Source organism: Fictibacillus barbaricus, from assembly GCF_031457135.1.
Classification (GTDB): domain Bacteria; phylum Bacillota; class Bacilli; order Bacillales; family Fictibacillaceae; genus Fictibacillus; species Fictibacillus barbaricus_A.
The window spans coordinates 134,999-159,876 of record NZ_JAVDWA010000002.1 but is presented as its reverse complement, the minus strand read 5'-3'; the positions used below and the strand labels follow the sequence as shown (position 1 = coordinate 159,876).

The following is a 24,878-nucleotide window of genomic DNA, read 5'->3' as shown; positions in this document are numbered from 1 at the left end:
TTTCATTTGTTTCTTAATTTTGTTAATGTGCTGTATGGAACTGTACAGCAACCGATGTCTCCATGAAAAACCTCACCGTTTCGAAAACCATGAAAATCACTGCCTGCAGTTTTTATTAACGAATATTTTTCCGCAAGTCTTTCATAGTGTTTTACTTGTTCTGCTGTATGATCGGGATGAAAATATTCCATTCCTGCCAATCCGTTTTCACACATTATAGGGATCAGCTCATCTGCTTCATATATGCCAGGGTGTGCTAATACCGGTATTCCATTAGCTTTCTTAATAAGTGTTATCGCTTCGATCGGAGAAATTCTTTCGATCATTGCATAGGCTGCCTTGCCTTTTCCTAAATACTTTTCAAATGCGTCAGGTATTGATTTTACGATTCCTTTTTCCATTAGAAGTTCCGCAATATGACCTCTTCCCACATTGCCATCTCCATGTCTTTTAGCTTCTAGCTCCGATTCCTCAATGTGTATACCTAAATCGTTCAGGTTTTTAATAATCAGATGATTTCGTTGATCTCTAACTGACTGCAGTTTTTGTAAACTGGATAAGAATTCTTCATCTTTATAGTTGATGAAATATCCTAAAACATGTATGTCTTGACCATTGTATAAAGTACTAATTTCAATACCAGGTATACATTCAATGCCTTCATGCTTTGCAGCTTCTGCGAGGCCCTCTTCTATACCGTTAATGGTGTCGTGATCTGTGATGGCTATGGCTTTTAATCCTTTTTCTCTGGCTCTCAAAATATTTTCTGCGGGTGAAAAGGTGCCATCCGAAGCCGTTGTATGTGTATGTAAATCGATTTGTTTCATTGTTTATCCCTCACATTTTATAAAACAATTACGGTACGTGAAATTTTAATGTTAATCTGTTTCAACTTCATTTTCTTCATAACTGATCCAATCACTCCAGCTCCCTGGATATAAGGAAACATTCCCTATTCCTGCTTCATCCATTGCAAGAATATTGATACAGGCTGTAACCCCTGAACCGCAATAAACGATTTGTTTTTCTTTTTTATCGGCGTATGACTTGTAGATGGTTCTAAGCTCTTCCCTGCTCCGCCAAATTCCTGGTGACCGATAGTTTGATTTCCAGGGAATGTTTACTGCTGTTGGTATATGTCCCGCTTTATGATCAATAGGTTCAAAGATCCCTTTGTATCGTCCTTCTTCTCTTGCATCAATAATGGTGTCTTCACCACTTTTAATTTTCCTTAATAGTTCATCCTTATCTATCTTCATAGTGTTTTGGACGTTTGGAGTAAAATTCCCGGACTTTTCTGCAGGCATTTTACTTGAGATTGAATACCCTTTTTCCTTATAGTGTGTGTAGCCGCAATTCATGACAAAAACTTTAGAATGCCCAAGGTACTTTAATATCCACCAAAGTCTGGACGCATAAGCACCAGCTTCATCGTCGTATGCAACGACAATTTTTTCACCGTCTACTCCACAATTACTAAAAAATTGTGATAGTATGTTTACGGAAGGCAATGGATGGCGGCCGCCGTGAGTTGATAAAGGTCTTGATAGATCGTTATTTAAATCAGCAAAATAAGCTCCTTTAATATGATCCTTTTTGTATAGCTTAAATCCCGCTTGAGGATCTGCCAGTGAAAACCGGCAGTCAAAAAAAATGACCTGAATATCATTAACATGCTCATTCACCCATTCAGGACTTACAAAATTGGACATAATAAAAACCTCCTTGTAAAGTTTTCGTTAATTTTACTTCATGCAGGGAAAACTAACACATAAACAACAGATAGAAAGAAGTGACTTGTAAAATGATACATAGTATTCCGAATGCTTCTATTGTAATTTTTGGAGCTACAGGTGATCTGGCTCATCGAAAATTGTTTCCTGCACTCTATCAATTGTATCAAAAGGGACATATGAAAGAGAACTTTTCAGTAGTCGGCGTTTCTAGAAAAGAATATTCTCACGAAGAGTTCCAAAAAGATGTTTATGGTGCAATTGAAGAGCATACTCCTGGTGCTGAAACTGAGAAGATAAAAAAATTCGCCTCCCATTTTTATTATTTAAAAATGGATGTAACAAGTGAAAAAAGCTACCACGATCTAGAAGAACTGCTGAATTCGCTTGACCGCGACTACAGTACGAATGGAAACCGACTGTATTATTTAGCAATGGCGCCAAGCTTTTTTGGAACCATTCCAACGTTCTTAAAATCAGAAGGTATTACAAACACAGAAGGCTGGCAACGAATTGTCATTGAAAAACCGTTTGGCCATGACTTGCCTTCTGCCACAGAATTAAACAAAGAGATTCAGCAGAGCTTTAATGAAAACGACATTTACCGCATTGATCATTACCTTGGAAAAGAAATGGTTCAAAACATTCAAGTGATTCGTTTCGGCAACGCCATTTTCGAATCGATTTGGAACAATAAATATATTGATTCCGTACAAATAACTTCCAGTGAAACGCTGGGTGTGGAAGATCGAGCCCCGTATTACGAAAAATCGGGAGCGCTTCTTGATATGGTGCAAAACCACATGCTTCAGATGGTCATGATGGTTGCTATGGAACCTCCTGGCGAACTTAAGCCAGAGCATATCCGTGATGAAAAGGTAAAAGTTCTCCGTTCTCTTCGCTTCTTTAATGAAGAAGAAGTTCAGAAAAATGTAGTTCGTGCCCAATATGGCGAAGGTAAGATGAAAGGGGAAACGGTTCCAGCCTATCTTAATGAGGATAAGGTTGACCCTGAGTCTAAAACAGAAACATTTGTAGCCGCTAAACTCTTTATTGATAACTTTAGATGGACAGGTGTTCCATTTTATATTCGTACTGGAAAGCGGATGGCAGTAAAATCAACTGAAATTGTAATTCAGTTTAAACAAGGACCAATGGCACTTTATCACGCAAACAAAGAGCAATATCAGCCTAACTTGCTACGAATTCATATTCAGCCTGATGAAGGTGTAAGCTTGACACTTAATGCGAAGCCAAAAGGAGACACTTCTGATCTTCTTCCTATCGACATGAGTTACAATAATCAAGCAACTGCTGATATGAACTCTCCTGAGGCATACGAAAAACTCATTCATGATTGCCTTCTAGGAAAATCAACTTATTTTACCCGCTGGGATGAAGTCGCTCTAAGCTGGGAGTTTATAGACCGCATTACGAGTGCATGGCATAACAATCCTGATGCATCGTTAACACATTATGAATCAGGAAGTATGGGACCTGTTGAAGCGGATGAGATGCTGCAACGTGACGGACACTCCTGGTGGGAGCCTACAAACTTAAGAAAGGACTGTGATTGATGAAAATACATGACATTTCACTGCCTATATTTGAAGGAATGCCCGTCTATAAAAACAAGCCTGAAAAACAGCCTTCGTTTAATACTGGACAATCAGGACACGTAACCGAAACACGTTTAGAAATGGATGTTCATACAGGGACACATGTTGATGCCCCACTGCACATGATTCCTGGCGGAGATACAATCGAAACCCTTCCGTTAGATAAGCTTGTAAGAAAAGCAAAAGTAATCGATTTAACCAATGCAGTTGATTCAATCAAAGCAGATGACCTGCAAGGTAAAGACATTAAACAAGGTGATTTCGTATTATTTAAAACAAAGAATTCTTGGGATACAGAATTTAACTTTGAATTCATATATGTTAATAAAGAAGCAGCTAAGCTTCTTACAGAAATCGGGGTTTCTGGTGTTGGAATTGACGCACTCGGTGTAGAACGTGCACAAGAAAACCACCCTACTCACAAAGAACTGTTTCAAAACAATGTCATTATTATCGAAGGTCTTCAATTAAAAGATGTAGCTGAAGGTGAATATTTGATGATCGCAGCACCATTGAAAATCAGAGGACTTGATGCATCTCCTGCACGCGTTGTGTTAATTGAACAATAGAAAACATAGCTAATATAAGGTAAAACAAAAGAAACAGCGGAATAATCCGCTGTTTCTTTTTAATGGTTCTATTTTTTAAAATTGTTGCTTTTGGCTGATATTTTACATTCTCTTCATTGAAAGTTGATTAGAGTGCAAGGTGTGAGACTCCTGCGGGACAGGCGGGCAGGTGAGACACTTATACGTGAAACGTACGAATGTGGCTCATCGCCTGCCCCGCGGAAAGCGAGCAACCTGGAACGGAAATCAACTACTTTCAAGAGCAACAAAGATTGCGAAAACAGCCTTTTTATTCAAGCGCAGGCTTTAAGTTATCAACTTGCTGTTGCTTTTTGTCTTTATTTTCTTTGTCTCCTCCCCCGCCTTTTTCTTTTTCTGGTTTAATCGCAAAGAATGCTGCCAGTGCTGCTACAGCACTTACTCCAGCTGATGTATAAAATACCATCTCATGTGATGACTTCATTAAAATAGCGTATATGGGTGGTCCTAATGCTACCCCGACAAATCGCATGGAGCTATATATAGAAGTAATTGTACCTCTGGCTTCTTTTTCTATCCCTTCCGTAATCAGTGCATCCAGACTAGGAAGTGCTGCTCCAATTCCTATACCAGCTACAAAAAGTGCACCAAGAAGGAAATATACATTTTCGGTAAAGGTAATTAAAAAAGCGGATCCTCCTAATAAGACCATCGATAAAAAAGTACACCATTTCATGACAACTTTGTTTTGTTTTATTTTTTTTCCGGCTATATAAGAACAAATGGATAATGCAAGAAGAGGCACAGCAATTACGAGACCTTTCATTACTCCATGTATGTTATATTTCTCCTCTAAAATAGTGGAAAGGTAAAATAATATACCAAATAAAACAAACATAATAATTCCACCGATCAAGAAGATAGCAGTTAACCACTTACCTTCAATATGAAAAATCTCTTTAATATTTTTAACAAATTCTTTAAATGATTGCTTTTCTTGTTCCTTTTTTTTAGGAACTTTAACTAAAAATAAAACGAATACAATGGAAATAACACAAAAAACCGGAATCAGCCAGAACGGTAAAAACCAAATAATGGTCGCTAAATAAGCGCCCAAAATGGGACTGATTACTTTCCCGATTGTATTAGATGTTTCAATTAGCCCTAATCCAGAACTGACTTCTTTTTCATCTTGAAACATATCTCCTACTAGTGGCAGAACAACTGGTGCAGCACCTGATGAACCTATTCCTTGAAGAAAACGTCCAATTAAAATCACCATAAACGCATGATCGGATTGCCATGCGGCCCATCCAGAAATTAACCCTCCAATTCCTGCAATGAGCAAACTAGGAATTATGATTTTCTTCCTTCCGAAACGATCAGATAAATAACCAGCAATCGGAATTAACAATATAGCTACAACAGAATATACCGTGATAATCATAGAAACCTGAAACGAAGAAATATTTAACTTCTTTTCAATATCAGGCAATACTGGTATCAGCATAGAATTCCCCAAAGTCATAACGAGAGGAATTGATGCCAAGGCTAAAAGGTCCCACTTTTTCTTTGCTTCCATAATATCCTCCACAACCGTACTATTACCTTCATTAGTATTGGGAAAAGCCTTAAAATCATACAAGAAAATCCACCCATTGACGCACGAAAGGAATTAAAGATACACTTAGTGGAAAAGTCATCTTTAGACCCACCGATTCAACAGTATGAAAGGAAGATACATAATGGAACATTTATTAAACAATCGTGCAAAATCCATTCAAATATCAGGGATTCGGAAATTTTTTAACGAAGTAGCACAATATCCGAACGCTATTTCCCTTACTTTAGGTCAGCCTGACTTTCCAACACCTCAACATGTAAAAGAAGCTGCCATCATGGCAATACATCAAAATAAAACGGTTTATTCACATAATGCAGGATATGAAGAACTTCGATGTGCAGCTTCTGGTTTTCTTTTGGAAAAATACGGCTTACACTATGACGCATTAACTGAGGTCATTGTAACAGCAGGCGCCAGTGAAGCAATCGATATATCGTTACGGTCTATTTTGTCTGAAGGCGATGAAGTACTCGTGCCTGGCCCGGTTTATCCTGGATATGAACCCGTAATTACGTTATGCGGTGCGAAGACTGTACATATAGACACGACAAATACATCCTTTAAAGTGACTGTAGAAGAAATAGAAAAAGCAATGACCGACAAAACAAAAGCCCTTATTCTTCCCTACCCTTCCAATCCTACAGGTGCGGTTCTTGAAGATCATGAACTTGAAAAGTTAGCTCAGTTCTTAAAAGATAAAGATTTATTTATTCTTTCGGATGAGATTTATAGCGAACTTCGCTATAATGGACAGCATCGTTCTATTGCTTCATATAAAGGAATGCGTGAGAAAACCATCGTCATAAACGGGCTTTCGAAATCACACAGCATGACAGGTTGGAGAATCGGACTTTTATATGCACCACAAGAAATTACACAGCATGTACTAAAAGTCCATCAGTATAATGTGACATGCGCTTCTACAATCTCACAAGCTGCTGCGATAGAAGCTTTGTCAAATGGAAAAGATGATGCACTGGAAATGAGAAATGAATACAAAAAGCGGTTAGAATACTGCTGTGAAAGGTTAGAACAAATGGGGATTTCCTTTGAAAGACCTAATGGTGCATTTTATTTGTTTATCAATATTAAACCATTTAAGCTGTCTTCCCATTCATTTGCCCTAAAACTTTTACATTCTCAAGCAGTTGCTGTCATTCCTGGCGATGCATTTTCTCATCTTGGAGAAGGATATGTACGGATTTCATATGCAGCTTCTTTAAAAAAATTAGAAGCAGGAATGAATGGAATTGAGAAATTTATTAAAACTCTCCTTTAAACTGTCCTAAATTGGGCAGTTTTTTCGAATAGTTTACATAAACATATTACGGTTAATGTTTATGTATAAGAACTCGAAATAGAATAACACTAAAAATAATTCAAATAAAGGATGACGTTTCAGTGAAATTAAAAGCTTTATTAGCACACTTGCACATCAAAAGTGAAAATATCGAAAATCTCAATATTACGGGTATTACATCCCATTCAAAACAAGTAAAACCAGGCTACTTGTTTTTTGCTATTTCTGGTGTGCAAGCTGATGGGCATCAATACATACAAGAAGCTTATGAGAACGGTGCCGCAGCTGTTATAGGCGAATATCCTGAAACGAGGAGCAAAGGGATCTACTTTTATTCAAAAGATACAAAAAAATTGTTAAGCAGAGCCGCATCTTTTTTTTATGGCCAACCTTATAGAAAGCATAAAATGACCGGTATTACTGGCACTAATGGGAAAACAACTACATCATTCATACTTAAGCATATCCTTGAATCCCAAGGCGTCTCTTCATCATTATTCGGGACTGTTCATCATTATATCAATTCTGAAATCGTAAAAAGCTCCCACACAACTCCCGACCCTGTTACCTTGCAAAAATTGCTCCATGAGAGCCAAGACGAAACTGTGGTGATGGAAGTAAGTTCTCATGGGATCGAACAGAAAAGAATTGAAGGCATTATTTATGATCAGGCCATTTTTTTGAATCTAACGCATGATCATCTTGATTATCATGGTACGATGGAATCTTATTTTCAATGTAAAGCTCAGCTATTTAATTATTTGAAATCGGAAGGCACAGCTATTATTTGCAGTGAAGGAAATTATGGAAAAAGACTTGTTGATGAATTATCACTGCGAAAAGATCTTCAAATATGGACATATGGGAGAAAGGAAACAGATCAATTTTATATTGAAAATGTTGGAAAAAATTCTTTCGATCTCGTTTATGATTCTAAGCAAGTTATCGTCCCTCTTCCCTTGCCTGGTGAATATAATGCGTTAAATACAACCGCAGCCATCGCGGCAGCTTATGATTATGGGATTTCAATACAAAAATCCATTTCTTCCCTCGCAAATTTTCCGGGAATTCCTGGAAGGTTTGAAGAGCTCATGTTAAACAATGGAACGCTTGTTATTATTGATTACGCACACACACCCGATGGCGTTCATCAAGTTTTAGAAGCCGCTCGCAAAAAAGCTGGAAACAGAGCACTATATCATGTATTTGGTTTTAGAGGAAATCGTGACGTATCAAAACGAACAGAAATGATTCAATTATCACTAGAATATAGTAATCATACCGTTTTAACAGTAGATGATTTGAATGGAATTCCGCAGCATCAATTAATTGAAGAAACTAAAATATCGCTTGCAGACTGCAATCACTCTGCTGCAATTATTCCAGACAGAACAGAAGCCATCTTTTATGCACTGAAAGAAGCTCCCGCAGAGAGTGTTGTAATAATTACAGGTAAAGGGCCTGAAAACTATAAAGAGTCTTACCGTTATCCAACAAAAACAGATATATCAACGGTTGAATATTACAAGAGTGTAAGCCATAAAGCTCTCTAACCTTTTATACTTCATATCAAACGAAAAAGCTGGCTCAATTAAGCCAGCTTTTTTGGTGCAATCTTATTATAAATTTTCGATCTGTTTTAAACTGCTTTCAAGAACTTCGATTCGTTTTCCAAGATCCCCTGGCTTTTTCAGCTCTGTAAAATAATGATTAATCTGCTGAATATAATGAGCCTTAGTGTGCTCAGCCGCATTTTGGGCAACAGTTTTATAATGCTCCCTCAATACATCTTCCACCGTTTCAATCCAGACTGTGATTTCTTTTTCTACTGTTTTAACAAGTTCATTTCTTAAGTCAGAAGATCCGCCTTTTTCAAAGAATTGTTTTGTGTTTTTGAAATATGATAACCATTCATTGTTTCCTTCAGCCGCTATGTTTGCTAAAGCTGCAGGAACCGGCGGTGTTAGATAATTCTCCTTGTCCTCCGGAGAATGCTGAAGACTAACTTGTTTCTCGTTTGCATCATTCAAAATGATTTTTTCTTTTTCATCCAGCCGTAACTGAATCCATTTGTCTAATCTAAGTGAACTTGCTCTGTATTCTTGTTGAAGGTCATGAGCCACTTTTTCATACAATTCTTGGAGACTTTGTACTAAATCAGGTTTAGCTGTTTTTACTGCAGCAGGATGAATCGTTTCTTTGTAAAAATCATGATACCGAATGAGCGCTCTTTGTTTTACATAAAAAAGAAGTTCTTTCATCTCCTGGTGTAATCGCTTTGTTGGTATAACAATTTGGTCCTCGCAAAGCTTTAATAGTTCATCTTCTCTTTGCTGAACAGCATGTATATATTCGTCTTCTTTTTCTATTCGTAAATTTGTTTCAGCGATCATATTCTGTATGACTTTTTTGACATGATTTTGTGAGTTTTCTGCACTTAAAACCATAGCTCTTTCTAAATCGTTTTCCAAATAGTCATTTAAACTGCTTCTAAAATCAGAAAAGCCCGGATCTAATCCTTGTGCACCCATTAGTTCATTTTTACTCGAAACAGGGAACAACCTTGGATGTCTGACTCCAAAGGTTTGGAGGTTGTTTTTGACATGATCAACTACAGCCAATTCATCTTCTTTGGTTTCTGCAAGATCTGAAGCATTTATCGCAAAAAACATTTTATCGGAGGAAAAAGTATCTTTAATTCTGCCTAGCTGAATCAAAAATTCACGGTCGGTATAAGAAAAGGCATGATTAAAGTAAGTCAAATAGATAATGATATCTGCATGTTTCATATACTCAAATGCAACTTCCGTATGTCTGGAATGAATCGAATTTGCTCCAGGTGTATCGACAAGAACGATCCCCTTTTCTGTTAAAGGGCAGCTGTAGTAAATTGTAATTTTTTTTACGAAGCAAGCGTTATATTCTACCGCCGCATATTTAGATACCTCAGATAAATCCGTTGTGATCGTTTTGTTCAAGGCATTTTCTGCCCATTGATATCCTTCTTTAAAGGCCTGTAAATGCTTGAGATGTTTTCCTTGTTCTTGTTCTAAAGATTCAAGATTTAATTGATTCATAATAGATGGCAAATGATCAGAATCAAATTTTAGTATGTTGTTGATTTCATCTCGAACTTCAATCTCTGATTTCATTTCGATCTTCACTGTACCGTGTGCGTAACCCTTTTCAGGTTTCCGTACTTCATTGATTGCAGCTGTTGTTGGATTGGGTGAAGACGGAAGAATATTTTCACCTAAAAGAGCATTGGCGAATGATGATTTCCCTGCTGAAAATGCACCGAACAAGACCATTGTAAAGTAACGGTTTCCTAATCTCTTTGCTAGATCATCGAGCTCTTGAGATAGATGTTCAAGCTGTGTGATTGGTTTTAATAGTGAAGCTGTTTTAATAAGCTTTTCCGTTTCTTTTTCTAGAGACCCGGAAGTTTGATTATCTTGTGAAGTCACATTTACTGATTCTTTTTCAACTTCTAACTCTTTTTCATCCTTTTGGCCAAAGTATTCCTCTTTAAATTGTTCAGCTGATATCGGCTTAAACTGAGAAAGATAATAGCTTTTGAATTCATCTGCATCATACAAATCTTTTGTTTTTACTGAAAGAATATGGTTCAATTCATTTTTATTGTCTTCCCATTTCATTGCACTTTCTTTCTCAATTGTTAATGACTCGATTTTCTTATTTAGTACTTCTTCATCCTTATTAGAATATAATGAAGCTTCATTGTATTCTTTATATATTTCCTGCATCACTAAGCTCATAATAGCAGCAATCTGCTTTCGAGCTTGTTTTTTTGCCTCTCCAGCGATATTATCACAATAATTTAATAGTCCTTGACCTTGTGAGGACAAACCGGGTTGAACAAATGATAAAAGGGTTTCTTCATTTAAAACAATTGGATCCCATTGGGGAATCTCTGTTTTAAGCTCTTTCTGCAAATTATTTATTTGGTTTTGAGCGTGCCAGTTAATATGAGCATCTATTGATTCTTGTAACTTTTCCTGAAATGCTTCTTTTCTAGCATTGCGTTCTTGATTGGTTTTTTGTTTTGAGAAAAACAAACCAACTTTAAAATCATTCTTGACAGAGTCTATGAACAATCCTGCTTTTTCTCTTGTTTCATAGGGCATCAGCTGTGCCGAATCAACAATTTTCATAAACTGGGTTCTAATCGACTCTTCTTTTTCATTCATGATTTCTTTTTGCTTAATCCGATCGGAAAGAAGTTTATCTTTTTCTGCTTGCCATGTTTCTAGCTTTTCTAAAATAATTTCTAAAGAAACCCTATTCTCTTCTTCTGTCTCAATGTATTGATTAACCAATTCATTGATTTGGCGTCCTGTCCCTTCCACTAAAAGACGATCTTTGTTCATTTCAATTTTCTTAAGATAGGCTGTTAAAGCTGACAGATCATTTTGTGGAAATGTTCTGTTTTTAACACTTGTAAAAAAGATATTTTCTTTCTTGATTCCGTAAGTGTTAAAACTATTAAAGACCTTCTCTTTAAAATCTTTAAAAGAAAGCTCTTCATCTCTATGCTTATCGATTTGATTTATGATTAAGCGGACTTCTTTACCTTTATTTATTAATTCTTTAATAAATTCTACATTGGTTTCTGAGAGTATATGATTGTAATCCATCACATAAAAGATTAAATCTGCTAAATGAATAACATTTTCTGTTGCTTCCCTGTGAGCTGGATCAGTAGAATCAATTCCAGGCGTGTCATAAAAAGCTAAATTTGTACCACTTTGATCTGATTCATAAAAGATTTCGATCGAATGAACAAAATCTCCATCTTTGCAAAATTGTTTAATTTCTTCAACATCATAGGGATAATTAAATGTTACTTCTTGTTTAGTCTTTAGACGGACTACGGCTTTCGGTGCTCCTTTTTTCATTTTTACAATGTTGGCACTCGTAGGGATCGGACTCGCAGGTAAAATACCCGTACTCGATAAAGCGTTGATCAAACTAGACTTGCCAGCTGAGAAATGTCCACAAAAAGCGATGGCATATTCCTCTTGTGCTGCTTTTAAAAACAGCTCGCTTAACTGTTCTTCTTTTTTTTGTTCGTTCATATTATGGAACGTTTCGCAAAGAGCGATCAAACGCTGTTTTTCAATGGTTAATAATTCTTTTTCTGTTGATTTCATTATTCGTCACCTATCTATATCCTAGTTATCTTTATCCACTTTACCATATATATGATAACGATTTCACCTATGTTTATTTCGAAGGCACATTCAAATTGTTTTATAAATTCATGAATTTAAAAAACTGCAGTGATATACCGCAGTTTACTGAGGAAAAAAATAACTCATATAAATTTCATCTTCATACTTTCCGTTTATTTTAACTTGATCTTTAAGTCTGCCTTCAATTACAAACCCCACTTTTGAATAAACATATGCTGCTTTTTCATTTCCCGAAAAGACAGTTAGCCAAAGTTTATGTAATGAGTTTGCCTTCCCCCATCTTAATGTGTAGTTCATTAATTCTTTTGCAATTCCTAGTCCTTGGCTATCAGGGTGAATCCATGTTCTGAATACGCCTGTGTGCCTTTTCATTTCTAACTGGCCTCTAAGGATTCTTGCAATGCCTACAACCTTACCTGCCCTTTCTACGGCTGTATACATATGATTTAAGGTGTTTACTTGTTTAATAAATGTTATTTCTTCGAGCAGAGAACGCGGCTCTTCTTTTTGAATGTATTTCCCTTCCTTGATTATGGTTTCAACACTCTTAATAATTTCTTCCGCATCACTTTCATTGACTGGCCGTAATATAATATCTTCATCGCTCTTTGACCTAAATGTGTAAACTTCCCCGTATTTCATTTCTCAATTCCTTTCGTTACTTACCTATTTCCTTATTATCCCTTTCTTGAAATTACTTCATACACATATAAAAAAGGATGGCTCAATAATAGAGCCATCCTTTTACTTGTTTTATCTGTTTTTATTATCTTCACGAACTCTTTTTTGTGAACGGTATGATTGATCACGGCTGCTGCTGCGGTTTCCGCCATCTCTGCTGGAAGAGCTGCTGCGTTCTCCTCTTGGAGCTCCGCTTCTTTCTCCGCCTCTTGAAGAATATCCAGAACGACGGTTGTTGTTATCAGGTCTTCCACCTTCGCGTTTACCACCAGAACGTCTGCGATCTGAGAAACGATTGTTTGGACGTCTCTTTTTCACAGAAAGCGGCGGCTCATCCGTCAAGTTAATTGGAGTTGTATCAGGTTCTTTTGTAAGAAGTTTAAGTGCAGCTGCTACTAGCGTTACTGAATCATTTTCTTCTAATAATTCTACAGCTGTTTGCTTATAACCGCTTAAGTCATCCTGCTGAATAACTTCCATTAATTTTTCTAATGCAAGCTGCTGCTGTCCTTCCATCGCTTCTGATACAGAAGGAACAGCACGCTTAATCATTTTACGCTGTGTAATTTTTTCAATCGTGTATAAGTGATCAATTTCACGCGGTGTAATAAAAGTTAATGCATAACCTGTCTTTCCTGCACGCCCAGTACGTCCAATACGGTGAACATAGCTTTCTGGATCTTGAGGAATATCAAAGTTATAAACGTGTGATACTCCAGAAATATCAAGTCCGCGTGCTGCTACGTCTGTAGCAACGAGAACTTCAATTGTATTGTTTTTAAATGCACGCAATACCTTATCACGTTTCGCCTGTGGAAGATCACCATGAATCCCTTCCGCAGAATATCCGCGTTTGCTAAGAGCTTCAGATAACTCATCAACACGGCGCTTTGTACGTCCAAAAACGATTGCAAGTTCTGGTGAGTGAATATCCATGAAGCGGCAAAGCGCATCGAATTTTTGACGTTCTTTTACTTCGACATATTCTTGTTCAATGTTTTTAACTGTCATTTCAGAAGCTTTTACTTTTATAAGTAATACATCCTTCATGAACTTAGCTGCAAGATTTTGAATTTGTTTAGGCATTGTAGCAGAGAAAAGCATAGTGTGACGTTCTGTTGGAACGTTTTCTAAAATCTTCTCGATATCTTCCACAAAGCCCATGTTTAACATTTCATCAGCTTCGTCCAATACTACTGTATGAACGTTTTCAAGCTTTAATGTTTTTCTGTTGATATGGTCTTGTACACGTCCAGGTGTACCTACAATGATATGTGGACCATTCTTTAATGCTTTAATTTGACGCACAATGGATTGTCCACCGTAGATCGGTAAAGTTTTAATTCCTTTAAACTGACCGATTTTATTAAGTTCTTCAGCAACTTGAACAGCTAGCTCTCTCGTTGGTGCAAGAACGATTCCTTGTACTAATCTTGATTTTGTATCCATTTTTTCGATTAGCGGAATACCAAATGCAGCTGTTTTTCCCGTACCTGTCTGTGCCTGACCGATTAAGTCAGTTCCTTTGAAAGCTGTAGGGATGGTGTCACGCTGAATTGGTGTTGCTTCCTCAAATCCCATGTTATTGATTGATTGAAGCAACTCGGGACTAAGTCCCAATTCTTGAAATGTTGTCAATGTTCTATCTCCTTTTCTTTGACGAAAAAGGTTTTACGATAACCTCGTGGACCTGACATTTTTTTAAGATCATGCAGAATGTCAGCCAATTGTTTTTCAAAATACATCATGAATTGCACATAAAATAGCATTTCCTAATAATAATTGACTGGAAATGCTTAGCCATGTGAATATGCGTAAAGGTTAAAAGTTAAAAGTTACAAGGCTATCCGTAATTCAAACTTGTTCCGTCCATATATATTCCGTTGTTTAACTTATCACGTAACAATAATAAATGCAACTGTTTCCCGTGACGGTACTTTTAATTTATCCCATGTTAGGTCAAATGAAACATATATCATTCAACAAATGTGATTCTTATTTCACTGACTTAAAAAGAATATTTTTTTAAATCCATCACACGCTAACGTTATGACTTTAATGAAAGAAGGACAAAGATGGATAACAACTGGGTTTCAATCATTCCCTTTTTGGTCGTCATACCGATCGCAATAAAAACAAGACAAGTATTACCCGGATTGATTGCTGGTCTTTTAACAGGCTCCTATCTGCTGAAGCCATCATTCGTCGGCGGTATGGAAAAAATGGTGCACTATCTTGTTAAAGGGTTAATCGACCCAAAGAATATTAAAATCTTAGTATTTCTATATGTCTTTTCAGGACTGATATCCATGATAAAACTTTCAGGTGGCATTCGTGGATTTGTAGAAGAAGCATCCAGCAGAATACAAACGAAAAAAGGTGCTTTATTATTAACTTACGTATCAACGATTGGAACATTTGCAGCTCCAAGCTTCCGATTTGTAACAATCGCTCCCATTATGAGAGCACTGCTGAAAAAAGTCAAAATGTCTACACAAGAATTAGGGTTTGTAATTGAAACGACTGCTACACCAATCATTGTATTGATTCCAATAGCAACTGCTTTTGTAGGGTATATGACATCTATCGTTGGTTTATCCTTGAAAAATGAACATTTGAGTGCAGATCCATATTCCATGTTTCTTAAAAGCATCCCTTTTAATTTTTTTTCAATTGTCATGATTATCGTAGGTATTTATTTAAGTTTTTTTCACCATTCCAAATCTACGGAAGAATCGGATCCGGATGATGTTGGTGAAAGCAACGACGACGATTGGCACTCCTGTGATCCTGCAGTAGGCAAAGATTTGCCGAACAAGCCATGGAATTTGTTGATCCCGCTAATAATGGTTGTATCCTTAACGTTATTACTTACATGGTGGGATGGTTATAAGAAAACTGGTGGATTTATTAAAGCTTTCATCTCTGCTGATGTTATGGATGCTATGCTTATTTCTCTTCTTTTTACAGCGATTTTCACTTTTCTTTTCTTAAGATTACAAAAGATGAAGATAGGAGAACTATTGAGTGGATTTATTTTAGGCGGAAATGAATTAATGAGCGTTATCGTTCTGTTGACCATTGTCTGGGGATTATCATCAGCGACTGAAGAACTTGGTTTTTCAGAGTTTGTTACGAAATATGCGGCTTGGATCCCCTCATCCTTAATTGTTCCCCTCTTATTTCTCTTTGGTTGTGCAGTTTCTTATTTTATAGGATCTGCTTGGGGAACTTGGGGTATATTAATGCCGCTCGGTGTTTCTATGTCGGGTGTAGCAGACGTATCAGTCCCTCTCGTGATAGGAGCTGTTTTTGCAAGTGGTACTTTTGGCGCTTTCGCCTCGCCATTAAGTGATGACACAAATACGATCGCAAGAATTTTAAATTTATCCGTTATAAAATATGCGCGGTACAAATTAAAGCCCGCATTGATTGCAGCCGGAATAACTGCTGTGATGTACGGCGTAACCGTATTCTTCTTCTAAGGCTGTTTTCGTATTCATTGTTGCTTTTGAAGGTAGTTGATGTTTTAGAAAGACTGTTTTCGCATACTTTGTTGCTCTTGTGAGTAGTTGATCTCCGTTTCAGGATGCTCGCTTTCCGCGGGGCAGGCGGTGAGCCACATTCGGACGTTTCACTTTTAAGTGTCTCACCTGACCGCCAGTCCCGCAGGAGTCTCGCACCTTTCACTCCAATCAACTTACTAATGATGAGCGGAATAACAAGCTCCAAAAGCAACAATCCTATAGAAAAGAGCCTTTAGAAAAGAGGATGACAATAATTATGTCATCCTCAAATTACAAATAGTAAATAGTTTTTGTTTAATAGCCCTGCATTTTTGTTTAACTTGTTTTGATTTTTCCTTCTTCACGTACACGATCTATAACATCTTTGTATCGCTCTTTTGCCCATGAATTATATGAAGGATGCGGAACCCCGCTGATTATTTCGTATTTCTCGTTTAATTGAAGTTTATCCACATATTTTTGAGCAAACCTTCCGCACGGCACAATGACTGTGTCTTCTGTAATTCCTTTTAAAAGTCTTTCTTTAAAATCATGAATTAACATGGCTTGAAAATCGGCTTTATGCTGATCGCGAAATATTTTTGCCATACTTGTTCTAATGGACTCTGCCAAATTTAATTCCGATGCAAATTGTCGAGCAAATTCTTCTGGATAAGCCGATGCTTGAAGTGGAAATGGACAAATATTGACTATAGCGTATACTGAATTTTTCTCTTTTTTTAAATATTTCCCCATTGCGTCTATTTGATTGGTTTCAAAAAGTATTTTCGCCATAGATTTTCCAGACAAACCCGCTAAAGGTACACCATATTTCAATTCTTCTTTATGTGGTGATTCAAGAATAAATAATACACGAGAATCCTTAGTACGAATATCATGGACTTGAAAATTCGCTTTAGCCTCTTGAAAAAATTTTTCTATGTTCATTACATTCTCCTCCATGTAAATCTGCGTTGAGCTGTTTTCCAGCCTTTATTAATTTTGAAGTGGCTCTTCATACTAAACCTTGCGAGATGAATACTCCTTTAATAGGCGCGCTTCTCCTTGATGTCGTATCACACATAACCAAATATAGAAATCCCAAAACTGATTACAATACTGTCTGTTGAAAAAACCGGCAAACGTTTGTTTGCCGGTTTAATTTTTATATTGTAGCTGAATATTTTTTCACTTTTGCTGATTCCGAATGTTTACCGATAACTTCTCCCATACGTACCGAAGTTCCTACTTGTAAAGTATCAGCAAATGTAAAATCTGCATCTTCAAATAATAGAATCACCGTTGATCCAAATTCAAAATGACCCAATTCGTCTCCTTTTTTATAAGAAACTGGCCCAATGACTGATTTCATGATTTTTTTCCATTTTCGGACTTTATTATCGTAATTCACTTTCACACTTCCTACGATAAATGCTCCTACTTTTACAATTGCTAATTTTCCGTAATCAGAATCAGCAAATGTAACAACACGTTCATTTTTCGTAAATAATCCTTTTACGTGATTTACTCCGATATCATTTACTGGGAACAAACGGCCTGGAATATATGTGCTGCTATCAACGGTTGCTTTAACCGGCATATGAATTCGATGATAATCTTTCGGACTTAAATAGATCGTAATAAAATGACCATTCTCAAAATTGGTCTTTCCTTCTTCAGCCAATAACCGCTGAACAGGATAAGAAATCCCTTTTGCCTGAATGATTGTTCCTTTTTCAATGCTTCCCATTTGGGTAACTAAACCATCTACAGGAGAAATTACTTCATTTTCCTCTCCGCATATCGGCCGCGCGTCCACTTTAAGTTTTCTTGAGAAAAACTCAGTTAAATGGGCATATTCATGTATAGGTTTTTCAATTTCTGATAAATTAATTTTGTAATGCTTAGCATACCGTTTTACATAACGTTTACTTAGTTTTGAACGTCCTGCTTTTCCTACTAAGGACGAAATTTTATTTTGAGGCAGTAATGTTAAAAATAATTTTGCAACTCGCTGTTTCATTTAATTTCCCCTTCAGCTAATAAATCCTTCAATATAAATTGCTATATTTATTATAACCATTTTAACATAGATGGAAAGTCATTTTTATTGTTTATTAAATAAGCTTATGACACAATAGCAAAACTAAGACAAAGGCAAAAGGAGCTGACTATATGAAAATTCATATGAATGATGAGACTGCAGATTTTATTATAAATGATCTTCAAGCAGACCAAGGAGATAAAATCAGGTTTTTTGTCAGGTTAGGAGGATGCAGTACAGCCCAGGAAGGCTTTTCATTAGGGATCACAAAAGATACCCCTAAACATCCTGCTGCGTCTTTAAAACTGCAAGAGCACGAGTTTTTTATCGAAGAGGAAGATGAGTGGTTTTTTGATCAAAATGATTTAAAAGTAAAGATTCAAAATGGAGAGATCGATTATGATTACATTGAATCCAAATCATAAATTCACAAAAATTTTTTTAACTCGTTAAAACGGCCCTCTTTTTTCATAATCAACCTTTGCTTATCTCCAATAAGGTCAAAATGGGGATAAGCTTCCCTTTTATGAATCCATTCCGCCTTTAAGCCATGTCTTTCTCCCCACAGCGTTAACTTGTTTAAATCATTGCATCCAACCTTTGTGACACTTTTTTCCCCAGGAAAACGTGGATCCATCCAGAAGTGTGTAATAAAAGCGATATTTCCGGCTCGTACTTCTTTTTTCCAGTTCTTCAGTTCGTGTTTATTAATTCCAAAAGCCATTACTCTTCTCTTTTCGCCTTCTCATAAGCTGCATGCCAATCCGGAAAGTGTTTTTTTATGGAAATGGGTCTGAATGTCTCTTTTTTCACACAAACATGTGCCGAACTCCCCGTAACACATAACTCGCCTTGCTCATTATAAATTTCATAGCCATAAACGACTTTAATACCTGAGTATTCTAATACTGCTGTTTTCACAACGGCACTTTGCCCGTATGTTAAAGGTTTCTTATAAGACACTTGAATATCTGTAACAGGTGAAAGCACACCTTCTGCTTCCATATCTGCATATCTAAAACCTAATGATTCAATAAACTTTGTTCTTCCAATTTCAAACCAGACCAAATAGTTCGCATGATAAACAACACCCATCTGATCTGTTTCTGCATATCTGACATCAATAGTCGTTTCAATATATTTCACTTTATTGCCACCCTTTTTACTTTTCTTTCACTGTATTAGAAAACGTAGAAAAAGACCAGCAATATGCCGGTCTTTACTTTAAATCGTTGCCTTCGCGATAAGCTTTTTCTTCTTGAATTTCATTTTGAAACTGTTCCAGAGATTCTTGTCTATGCTGATTTTTCTCTTTAATTTGTTCTTTTTGACTTGCCGTTAGTGAGGCGTTATCCATTGTTTCGTTTGCTTCTTGCATGTTTTGCTGTGTATTTTCTGCCATTTCTTCCAAACGCTCTACATTGTTGCTACGATCGTCTTTATTTGGTTTTTGCATGCTGCACACTCCTTTAATTTGATCTTCAATAGTGTGTGCAAAAACCTTTGAACATTATTCGTTATTTTTATGAAGTAATATCGGGCTCATATTATCAATACTGCTTTGACAAAGATCAGTAAGATATTTCCAAAGCTCAACTACATCATCATCTTCTGAATTTTTCATCGTAATTTCCAGCCATGCCAACTCTTCGGCTAAACGGATCGATGAGCCAATCCAGTATTTTTTGTTTTTTACGGTGATTTGGAACGGTTCTTCAAAACGAAACGGTAAATAAAAACCTTCTGTATTCGGATGCAGAATAATATGCTGATAAACGGTGCCTTTAAAAAGCTTTGCATAAAATAAAAAGACCCCATCGTTTTTAGCTGCTGCTTTTTTAAGCTTATCTAACGTTTCTTCATTCCCTAAGTCAATGGTTGTAATCTCTTTATCCCAGTTAAGCTCTTCGCGAAAAGGAACAAGATGTCCTAAACGCTGCATCTCGATCTCTAATTGTCTGTATAAATAATCCTGATCATCTTTGTTATGTGATACAGGTAATGGTTTGACAGCTGCCGTAATCAAACGTACCCCTCCTAATTCTTTCACTACATACATTTTTTCGACAAATCCAAGAAATTATGGGAGTCAAAATGAAATTAGGAGTCAAAAATTTAAATTATTTTCCTTTCGGAGGGTTATAATCCGCATGATCATGTGATTTATTTGCCATTTTCTTTCCATTGTTGCTATTGCTTTCTCTTGGCTGTGTGCCAATATGGTTCGGTACAAAGTCCTCTGGAAATCGTTTTGGGTTACTCACATTCATTCACTCCTTTCCGCCTTTCTCTTAACTTTCCTTTAAATAAAATCAACTATTCATTTTGTACCAGTCATGACAATTCTGATAAGGAATGATTATTTCGGCACTTTTTTGGCGATATTGATACTATTCAAAGTAAATGAGGTGTCTGTATGAGAAGAATTAGAAAAATGAATTTCCGTGATTTAGTGAATGAAAATAGACGACAATTGCTAAAAGATGAATCATATATCGAAGCACTAGAAAAAAAATTAGATGAGAAACATATGAGAAATGCATAAATAAATTAAGGCGGTTTGAACTACACGAATAAAAAAATGTACTAAAAAATGCGGATAGAAAAAAATCCTTTGCCGATTAGGCAAAGGATTTTTTAATGAATTAGTTATTTTGTGTTTGTGAAGAATGAGCCAATTTATTACGAAGTACCATTGGTAAAATACCACCATGACGATAGTATTCAATTTCAACTTCGCTATCAAAACGCGCTAATACTTCAAATGTCTTTTCTGAACCATCTTCGAACACTGCAGTTACTTTAACAAGATCACGCGGCTTCACCGTTTCGTCAACTTCAACGGTAAACGTTTCTTTTCCTGTTAACCCTAATGTTTCTGCGTTATCTCCATCTTTAAATTGAAGAGGAAGAACACCCATCAACACAAGATTACTGCGGTGGATACGCTCAAAGCTCTCAGCAAGTACAGTTTGAATACCAAGGAGAGTCGTTCCTTTAGCTGCCCAGTCACGAGATGATCCCATACCGTAATCTTTACCAGCGATTACCATAAGGCCTGTGCCGTTTTCCTTGTATTTCATTGCTGCATCGTAAATGCTCATCACTTCATTTGTTGGCCAGTACGTTGTCCAGCCGCCTTCAGTTCCAGGAGCGATCCCGTTGCGGATTCGGATGTTGGCAAACGTTCCGCGCATCATTACTTCATGATTACCGCGTCGTGAACCATAAGAGTTAAAGTCGCGAGGTTCTACACCGTTTTTAATTAAATATCTTCCTGCTGGAGTATCTTTACCAATCGCTCCTGCTGGAGAAATGTGGTCAGTTGTAACAGAGTCCCCAAATTTTGCAACCAATTTTAAATCTTTAAGTGGTTGAATCTCTTTTAGTTCTGCAGAAAGGTCTTCAAAGAACGGCGGATTTTGAATGTAAGTTGAAGAGGTTTCAAAACTATACAGCTGGTCAGCAGAAGTTTTCAGCTCATTCCAGCGTTCGTTTTCTTCAAATACGCGCTCATATTCTTGCTTGAACAATTCTGGTGTGACCGCTTTTGCCATCGCATCTTTAATCTCATCAGCTGACGGCCAGATGTCTTTGAAATAAACTTCATTGCCATCTTTATCTGTTCCGAAAGAGTCTGATTGAAGATTGAAGTCTACCGTTCCTGCAAGTGCATAGGCAACAACTAGCGGCGGTGAAGCTAAGTAGTTTGCTTTAACTAGAGGATGGATGCGTCCTTCAAAGTTTCTGTTACCTGAAAGAACAGATGTAACTGTCAGGTCATTTTTAGAGATTGCATTTTCCACTTCTAGAGCTAACGGTCCGGAGTTTCCGATACATGTTGTACAGCCATAACCTACAAGGTTAAATCCAAGCTGATCCATGTAGCTCATCAAACCAGCTTCCTCTAAATAACGAGTTACTACTTTAGATCCCGGTGCCAATGATGTTTTCACATATCCAGGTACTTTTAAGCCCTTTTCTACTGCTTTTTTAGCAACTAAGCCTGCTCCAAGCATAACATATGGATTAGATGTGTTTGTACAGCTTGTGATCGCAGCGATCGCTACTGCACCCGTTTTCATTGTAGACGTTTCTCTGCCAGGATGCTTAACTGTCACTTCTTTATTAATTTCGTCTGCTGTTAAGCCAAAACCTGCATTTCCTTGTGGTGCTACTAATGCTTTATTGAAGCTGTCTTTCATTTGTGAAAGAGGCACAAGATCTTGAGGACGTTTTGGTCCAGATAAGTTTGGCTCGATTTGAGACAAGTCAATTTCAACTACATCTGTAAAAACTGGGTCTTCGCTTGTTCCAGCCGTATAGAACAATCCGTTTTGTTTGCAATAAGCTTCAACAAGCTGGATCTGCTCTTCTGTTCTTCCAGTAAGACGAAGATAGTTCAATGCTTCTTCATCAACTGGGAAGAATCCGCAGGTTGCTCCATATTCAGGTGCCATGTTTGATACCGTTGCACGGTCTGCAAGCGGCATTTCTGCTAATCCAGGACCGAAGAACTCAACAAACTTCCCAACCACTTTCTTTTCACGCAGTACTTGCGTTACTTTAAGAGCTAGGTCAGTTGCAGTTGTTCCATTTGGAAGTGAACCAACCAATTTAACGCCGATAACTTCCGGCACAGGGAAATAAGAAGGCTGTCCAAGCATTCCTGCTTCTGCTTCAATTCCGCCTACACCCCAGCCAAGTACACCAAGACCGTTTATCATTGTTGTGTGGGAATCAGTACCTACTAGTGAATCAGGAAATGCTACTGTTTCTCCTTCTGATTCATTTGTCAATACAACTGGTGCTAAGTATTCAAGGTTTACTTGGTGAACGATTCCTGTTGCAGGAGGAACAGCACGATAGTTATCAAATGCTGATTGTGCCCAGCTCAATAATTTATAACGCTCTTCGTTTCGGGCAAATTCGAGGTTCATGTTAAACGCTAATGAGTCTTCAGTTCCCGCTTTATCAACTTGAACTGAATGGTCAACTACTAGATCTACTGGAATTTCAGGGTTGATTTGAGATGGGTCTCCTCCCATATCCTTCATTGCTTTACGCAAAGATGCCAAATCAACTACTGCAGGAACTCCAGTAAAATCTTGAAGAATTACACGAGATGGTTTGAAAGGCACATCGATATCTTGTAATTCACTTGTACCCCATTTGGCAAGGTTTTCAACGTGCTCTTTGTTAATTACTTTTCCATCATACTGTCTTAAAACAGATTCCAATAATACTTTTACAGAGTAAGGTAATTTTGATACGTTACCGATACCCGCTTCTTCTAACGCTTCTAAACGGTAGTAAGCATACTCTTTCCCGTTTACATCAAAAGTAGAACGAGCTTTAAATACGTCATTCTTTTTCATATGTTCCACTCTCTCCCTTCAGTAACAATCATACACGATTATGAGAAAAATTGTCGAAAAAATGTGTGAGTTTTCCTATATAAAAACCACAAAAACTTTTTTTCCCTCTACTATCATATGTAAAACCTTTTCATAAGTAAAATAGTTAATCGTTATCAATCGACATAAGTTTTTCTTATAATAAGAATATTCACCATTATTTTCGATTGTTCATAAGATATATCAATTAATGATTACTCATTTTTAATTTTTCCTATAACTTATATGTCTTAAGAAGACAGGAGGAGAACAAAATGGAATGGCTAAAGAAATTAGCGGCATTACTTGTTCTAATTGGAGCTCTAAATTGGGGACTTATCGGATTGTTCAAACTGAATGTTGTTACAGAAGTATTTGGAAGCGGTTCAACTGTCACCCAAGTGCTTTATAGCCTGATCGGACTTTCGGGATTATGGCTGCTTATATCAAAATTTAAATCATAACAGGTTTGAAGCACTCCAAAAAAAGGAGTGCTTCTTCTTTTTTCATTTTGCACACACTAGTCATACGGGGGTGAATGAAAAGATGAGCAAAGATAAAGCAAATCACACGCGTCCTGGTATGAATGCCGCTAAAGCTCAAGGTAAAGGTGCCGGATATAATACTGAATTCGGTAATGAGTCCTTAGCATTACCGAACGAAAAATTAAGCGAAGCCGAACGCCAAAACAATAAAAAAACAAAAAAACGCCATTAAGGTTTTGGGAATTGATTCTTTAATGCTTCCAGTTCCTCTAAATAACTTTTCAGTGTTTTATCCTGATGTTCTGATGCCGTTTCAAGTGCATTTGCGATTTGCTGACAAGCTTTTTCGTTTTCTGTCATAAAATTTGAATAATACACACCATATTCACTTGTTGAAGTATCTAATTTTTTGGAAACTTCAATTGCATGGTGATACCCTTGTTCAGCTGCTTGATAATCTGTTTGTTGCTTGTTATTACGGTAAGGCATATTCAACCATCCTTTTTTGTTTTGATATACCTTAAGTTGCCAAAAGTAAAAAATAATTATTCAAATGGAGGCAATTCATGGCTGAAAGAAACTCTTTTAAAGATATTCGTAAAAATGCTCCAAAAGGTGAAAACCCAGGACAGCCTGCGCCTATGAGCGGTTCCAAAAAGGTAAAACAACGTAACCATACGAGAAATAATCATGGTGAAGGACATTGAAAAAAGTGCTGGCTCATAA

At 36.9% G+C, this 24,878-nt stretch carries 25 protein-coding genes; 10 read left to right on the top strand and 15 right to left on the bottom strand.

Annotation, left to right across the window (positions count from 1 at the left end; all coding sequences use genetic code 11):
• Positions 1-2 precede the first annotated feature (2 nt).
• Together J2X07_RS06195 and J2X07_RS06190 are read right to left on the bottom strand one after the other, a co-directional pair.
• On the bottom strand, positions 3-827 hold the full coding sequence (locus J2X07_RS06195; RefSeq protein ID WP_310257557.1) for a PHP domain-containing protein: 825 nt from the start codon (positions 825-827) through the stop codon (positions 3-5).
• A gap of 51 nt (positions 828-878) precedes the next feature.
• Positions 879-1,712 carry a sulfurtransferase gene (locus tag J2X07_RS06190; RefSeq protein WP_310257556.1) on the bottom strand — a complete coding sequence of 278 codons (834 nt, stop codon included), beginning with the start codon at positions 1,710-1,712 and terminating at the stop codon, positions 879-881.
• A 92-nt stretch (positions 1,713-1,804) separates the two neighbouring features.
• Between J2X07_RS06190 and zwf the strand changes: the two genes are divergently transcribed.
• Positions 1,805-3,310 (top strand): glucose-6-phosphate dehydrogenase, encoded by a 1,506-nt coding sequence (gene zwf / locus J2X07_RS06185; RefSeq protein WP_310257555.1) that lies wholly within the window; start codon positions 1,805-1,807, stop codon positions 3,308-3,310.
• Positions 3,310-3,921, top strand: coding sequence for a cyclase family protein (locus tag J2X07_RS06180; protein WP_310257554.1), 612 nt, complete (start codon positions 3,310-3,312; stop codon positions 3,919-3,921). The genes zwf and J2X07_RS06180 overlap by 1 nt, the downstream gene beginning before the upstream one ends.
• A 289-nt stretch (positions 3,922-4,210) precedes the next feature.
• Here the strand turns inward: J2X07_RS06180 and J2X07_RS06175 are convergent, their stop codons facing one another.
• A complete protein-coding gene (locus tag J2X07_RS06175; RefSeq protein ID WP_396193887.1) occupies positions 4,211-5,551 on the bottom strand; it encodes an MFS transporter in 1,341 nt (446 codons plus the stop codon).
• 94 nt (positions 5,552-5,645) lie between these two features.
• Between J2X07_RS06175 and J2X07_RS06170 the strand changes: the two genes are divergently transcribed.
• Both J2X07_RS06170 and J2X07_RS06165 read left to right on the top strand, forming a co-directional pair.
• Positions 5,646-6,803, top strand: coding sequence for an aminotransferase A (locus J2X07_RS06170; protein ID WP_310257552.1), 1,158 nt, complete (start codon positions 5,646-5,648; stop codon positions 6,801-6,803).
• 122 nt (positions 6,804-6,925) lie between these two features.
• Positions 6,926-8,377, top strand: coding sequence for a UDP-N-acetylmuramoyl-L-alanyl-D-glutamate--2,6-diaminopimelate ligase (locus J2X07_RS06165; RefSeq protein ID WP_310257551.1), 1,452 nt, complete (start codon positions 6,926-6,928; stop codon positions 8,375-8,377).
• Between the two features lie 66 nt (positions 8,378-8,443).
• On the opposite strand, the gene J2X07_RS06160 is transcribed toward J2X07_RS06165, so the two are convergent.
• The 3 genes from J2X07_RS06160 to J2X07_RS06150 form a co-directional block, all read right to left on the bottom strand.
• On the bottom strand, positions 8,444-11,998 hold the full coding sequence (locus J2X07_RS06160; RefSeq protein ID WP_310257550.1) for a dynamin family protein: 3,555 nt from the start codon (positions 11,996-11,998) through the stop codon (positions 8,444-8,446).
• 144 nt (positions 11,999-12,142) lie between these two features.
• Positions 12,143-12,682, bottom strand: a complete 540-nt coding sequence (locus J2X07_RS06155; RefSeq protein WP_310257549.1) for a GNAT family N-acetyltransferase — start codon at positions 12,680-12,682, stop codon at positions 12,143-12,145.
• A gap of 111 nt (positions 12,683-12,793) precedes the next feature.
• The gene (locus J2X07_RS06150; RefSeq protein ID WP_310257548.1) at positions 12,794-14,359 is read right to left on the bottom strand and encodes a DEAD/DEAH box helicase; all 1,566 of its coding nucleotides are present in this window, start codon (positions 14,357-14,359) and stop codon (positions 12,794-12,796) included.
• Positions 14,360-14,796: 437 nt separating this feature from the next.
• Between J2X07_RS06150 and J2X07_RS06145 the strand changes: the two genes are divergently transcribed.
• Positions 14,797-16,206: a Na+/H+ antiporter NhaC family protein gene (locus J2X07_RS06145; protein ID WP_310257547.1), complete on the top strand. Its 1,410-nt coding sequence runs from the start codon at positions 14,797-14,799 to the stop codon at positions 16,204-16,206.
• A gap of 357 nt (positions 16,207-16,563) precedes the next feature.
• Here J2X07_RS06145 and J2X07_RS06140 read toward each other — a convergent pair whose 3' ends face one another.
• Both J2X07_RS06140 and asd read right to left on the bottom strand, forming a co-directional pair.
• Complete coding sequence (locus J2X07_RS06140; protein WP_310257546.1) at positions 16,564-17,175, bottom strand: uracil-DNA glycosylase family protein; 612 nt, start codon at positions 17,173-17,175, stop codon at positions 16,564-16,566.
• Positions 17,176-17,392: 217 nt separating this feature from the next.
• Positions 17,393-18,250: an archaetidylserine decarboxylase gene (gene asd, locus J2X07_RS06135; protein ID WP_310257545.1), complete on the bottom strand. Its 858-nt coding sequence runs from the start codon at positions 18,248-18,250 to the stop codon at positions 17,393-17,395.
• Positions 18,251-18,402: 152 nt separating this feature from the next.
• On the opposite strand from asd, the gene J2X07_RS06130 reads away from it, so the two are divergent.
• On the top strand, positions 18,403-18,696 hold the full coding sequence (locus J2X07_RS06130; protein ID WP_310257544.1) for a HesB/YadR/YfhF family protein: 294 nt from the start codon (positions 18,403-18,405) through the stop codon (positions 18,694-18,696).
• A 2-nt stretch (positions 18,697-18,698) separates the two neighbouring features.
• Here J2X07_RS06130 and J2X07_RS06125 read toward each other — a convergent pair whose 3' ends face one another.
• The 5 genes from J2X07_RS06125 to J2X07_RS06105 form a co-directional block, all read right to left on the bottom strand.
• Complete coding sequence (locus tag J2X07_RS06125) at positions 18,699-18,995, bottom strand: hypothetical protein (protein WP_310257543.1); 297 nt, start codon at positions 18,993-18,995, stop codon at positions 18,699-18,701.
• Complete coding sequence (locus tag J2X07_RS06120) at positions 18,995-19,417, bottom strand: acyl-CoA thioesterase (RefSeq protein WP_310257542.1); 423 nt, start codon at positions 19,415-19,417, stop codon at positions 18,995-18,997. The genes J2X07_RS06125 and J2X07_RS06120 overlap by 1 nt, the downstream gene beginning before the upstream one ends.
• A 73-nt stretch (positions 19,418-19,490) precedes the next feature.
• Positions 19,491-19,727 carry a small acid-soluble spore protein Tlp gene (gene tlp, locus J2X07_RS06115; protein WP_310257541.1) on the bottom strand — a complete coding sequence of 79 codons (237 nt, stop codon included), beginning with the start codon at positions 19,725-19,727 and terminating at the stop codon, positions 19,491-19,493.
• Between the two features lie 54 nt (positions 19,728-19,781).
• On the bottom strand, positions 19,782-20,297 hold the full coding sequence (locus J2X07_RS06110) for a hypothetical protein (RefSeq protein ID WP_310257540.1): 516 nt from the start codon (positions 20,295-20,297) through the stop codon (positions 19,782-19,784).
• A 94-nt stretch (positions 20,298-20,391) separates the two neighbouring features.
• Positions 20,392-20,535 carry an acid-soluble spore protein N gene (locus J2X07_RS06105; protein WP_310257539.1) on the bottom strand — a complete coding sequence of 48 codons (144 nt, stop codon included), beginning with the start codon at positions 20,533-20,535 and terminating at the stop codon, positions 20,392-20,394.
• A gap of 152 nt (positions 20,536-20,687) precedes the next feature.
• On the opposite strand from J2X07_RS06105, the gene J2X07_RS06100 reads away from it, so the two are divergent.
• The gene (locus J2X07_RS06100) at positions 20,688-20,816 is read left to right on the top strand and encodes an FbpB family small basic protein (RefSeq protein ID WP_310257538.1); all 129 of its coding nucleotides are present in this window, start codon (positions 20,688-20,690) and stop codon (positions 20,814-20,816) included.
• A 100-nt stretch (positions 20,817-20,916) separates the two neighbouring features.
• Here J2X07_RS06100 and acnA read toward each other — a convergent pair whose 3' ends face one another.
• Positions 20,917-23,649: an aconitate hydratase AcnA gene (gene acnA, locus J2X07_RS06095; RefSeq protein WP_310257537.1), complete on the bottom strand. Its 2,733-nt coding sequence runs from the start codon at positions 23,647-23,649 to the stop codon at positions 20,917-20,919.
• Between the two features lie 293 nt (positions 23,650-23,942).
• Here acnA and J2X07_RS06090 point away from each other — a divergent pair, with 293 nt between their 5' ends.
• Positions 23,943-24,131, top strand: coding sequence for a DUF378 domain-containing protein (locus J2X07_RS06090; protein ID WP_310257536.1), 189 nt, complete (start codon positions 23,943-23,945; stop codon positions 24,129-24,131).
• An 82-nt stretch (positions 24,132-24,213) separates the two neighbouring features.
• Positions 24,214-24,384 (top strand): small acid-soluble spore protein O, encoded by a 171-nt coding sequence (gene sspO / locus J2X07_RS06085; protein WP_310257535.1) that lies wholly within the window; start codon positions 24,214-24,216, stop codon positions 24,382-24,384.
• Here sspO and J2X07_RS06080 read toward each other — a convergent pair.
• A complete protein-coding gene (locus J2X07_RS06080; RefSeq protein WP_310257534.1) occupies positions 24,381-24,641 on the bottom strand; it encodes a hypothetical protein in 261 nt (86 codons plus the stop codon). The two genes, sspO and J2X07_RS06080, sit on opposite strands and share 4 nt — an antisense overlap.
• A 77-nt stretch (positions 24,642-24,718) precedes the next feature.
• Here J2X07_RS06080 and J2X07_RS06075 point away from each other — a divergent pair, with 77 nt between their 5' ends.
• Positions 24,719-24,859 carry a small acid-soluble spore protein P gene (locus J2X07_RS06075; RefSeq protein WP_310257533.1) on the top strand — a complete coding sequence of 47 codons (141 nt, stop codon included), beginning with the start codon at positions 24,719-24,721 and terminating at the stop codon, positions 24,857-24,859.
• The last annotated feature ends 19 nt before the right edge of the window (positions 24,860-24,878 follow it).

Excerpts from the sequence above, each read along its gene's own strand:
- J2X07_RS06195 (WP_310257557.1), bottom strand. The coding sequence starts at position 827 with ATGAAACAAATCGATTTACATACACATACAACGGCTTCGGATGGCACC.
- J2X07_RS06190 (WP_310257556.1), bottom strand. The coding sequence starts at position 1,712 with ATGTCCAATTTTGTAAGTCCTGAATGGGTGAATGAGCATGTTAATGAT.
- zwf (WP_310257555.1), top strand. The coding sequence starts at position 1,805 with ATGATACATAGTATTCCGAATGCTTCTATTGTAATTTTTGGAGCTACA.
- J2X07_RS06180 (WP_310257554.1), top strand. The coding sequence starts at position 3,310 with ATGAAAATACATGACATTTCACTGCCTATATTTGAAGGAATGCCCGTC.
- J2X07_RS06170 (WP_310257552.1), top strand. The coding sequence starts at position 5,646 with ATGGAACATTTATTAAACAATCGTGCAAAATCCATTCAAATATCAGGG.
- J2X07_RS06160 (WP_310257550.1), bottom strand. The coding sequence starts at position 11,998 with ATGAAATCAACAGAAAAAGAATTATTAACCATTGAAAAACAGCGTTTG.
- J2X07_RS06155 (WP_310257549.1), bottom strand. The coding sequence starts at position 12,682 with ATGAAATACGGGGAAGTTTACACATTTAGGTCAAAGAGCGATGAAGAT.
- J2X07_RS06145 (WP_310257547.1), top strand. The coding sequence starts at position 14,797 with ATGGATAACAACTGGGTTTCAATCATTCCCTTTTTGGTCGTCATACCG.
- J2X07_RS06140 (WP_310257546.1), bottom strand. The coding sequence starts at position 17,175 with ATGAACATAGAAAAATTTTTTCAAGAGGCTAAAGCGAATTTTCAAGTC.
- asd (WP_310257545.1), bottom strand. The coding sequence starts at position 18,250 with ATGAAACAGCGAGTTGCAAAATTATTTTTAACATTACTGCCTCAAAAT.
- J2X07_RS06130 (WP_310257544.1), top strand. The coding sequence starts at position 18,403 with ATGAAAATTCATATGAATGATGAGACTGCAGATTTTATTATAAATGAT.
- J2X07_RS06125 (WP_310257543.1), bottom strand. The coding sequence starts at position 18,995 with ATGGCTTTTGGAATTAATAAACACGAACTGAAGAACTGGAAAAAAGAA.
- tlp (WP_310257541.1), bottom strand. The coding sequence starts at position 19,727 with ATGCAAAAACCAAATAAAGACGATCGTAGCAACAATGTAGAGCGTTTG.
- J2X07_RS06100 (WP_310257538.1), top strand. The coding sequence starts at position 20,688 with ATGAGAAGAATTAGAAAAATGAATTTCCGTGATTTAGTGAATGAAAAT.
- acnA (WP_310257537.1), bottom strand. The coding sequence starts at position 23,649 with ATGAAAAAGAATGACGTATTTAAAGCTCGTTCTACTTTTGATGTAAAC.
- J2X07_RS06090 (WP_310257536.1), top strand. The coding sequence starts at position 23,943 with ATGGAATGGCTAAAGAAATTAGCGGCATTACTTGTTCTAATTGGAGCT.
- sspO (WP_310257535.1), top strand. The coding sequence starts at position 24,214 with ATGAGCAAAGATAAAGCAAATCACACGCGTCCTGGTATGAATGCCGCT.
- J2X07_RS06080 (WP_310257534.1), bottom strand. The coding sequence starts at position 24,641 with ATGCCTTACCGTAATAACAAGCAACAAACAGATTATCAAGCAGCTGAA.
- J2X07_RS06075 (WP_310257533.1), top strand. The coding sequence starts at position 24,719 with ATGGCTGAAAGAAACTCTTTTAAAGATATTCGTAAAAATGCTCCAAAA.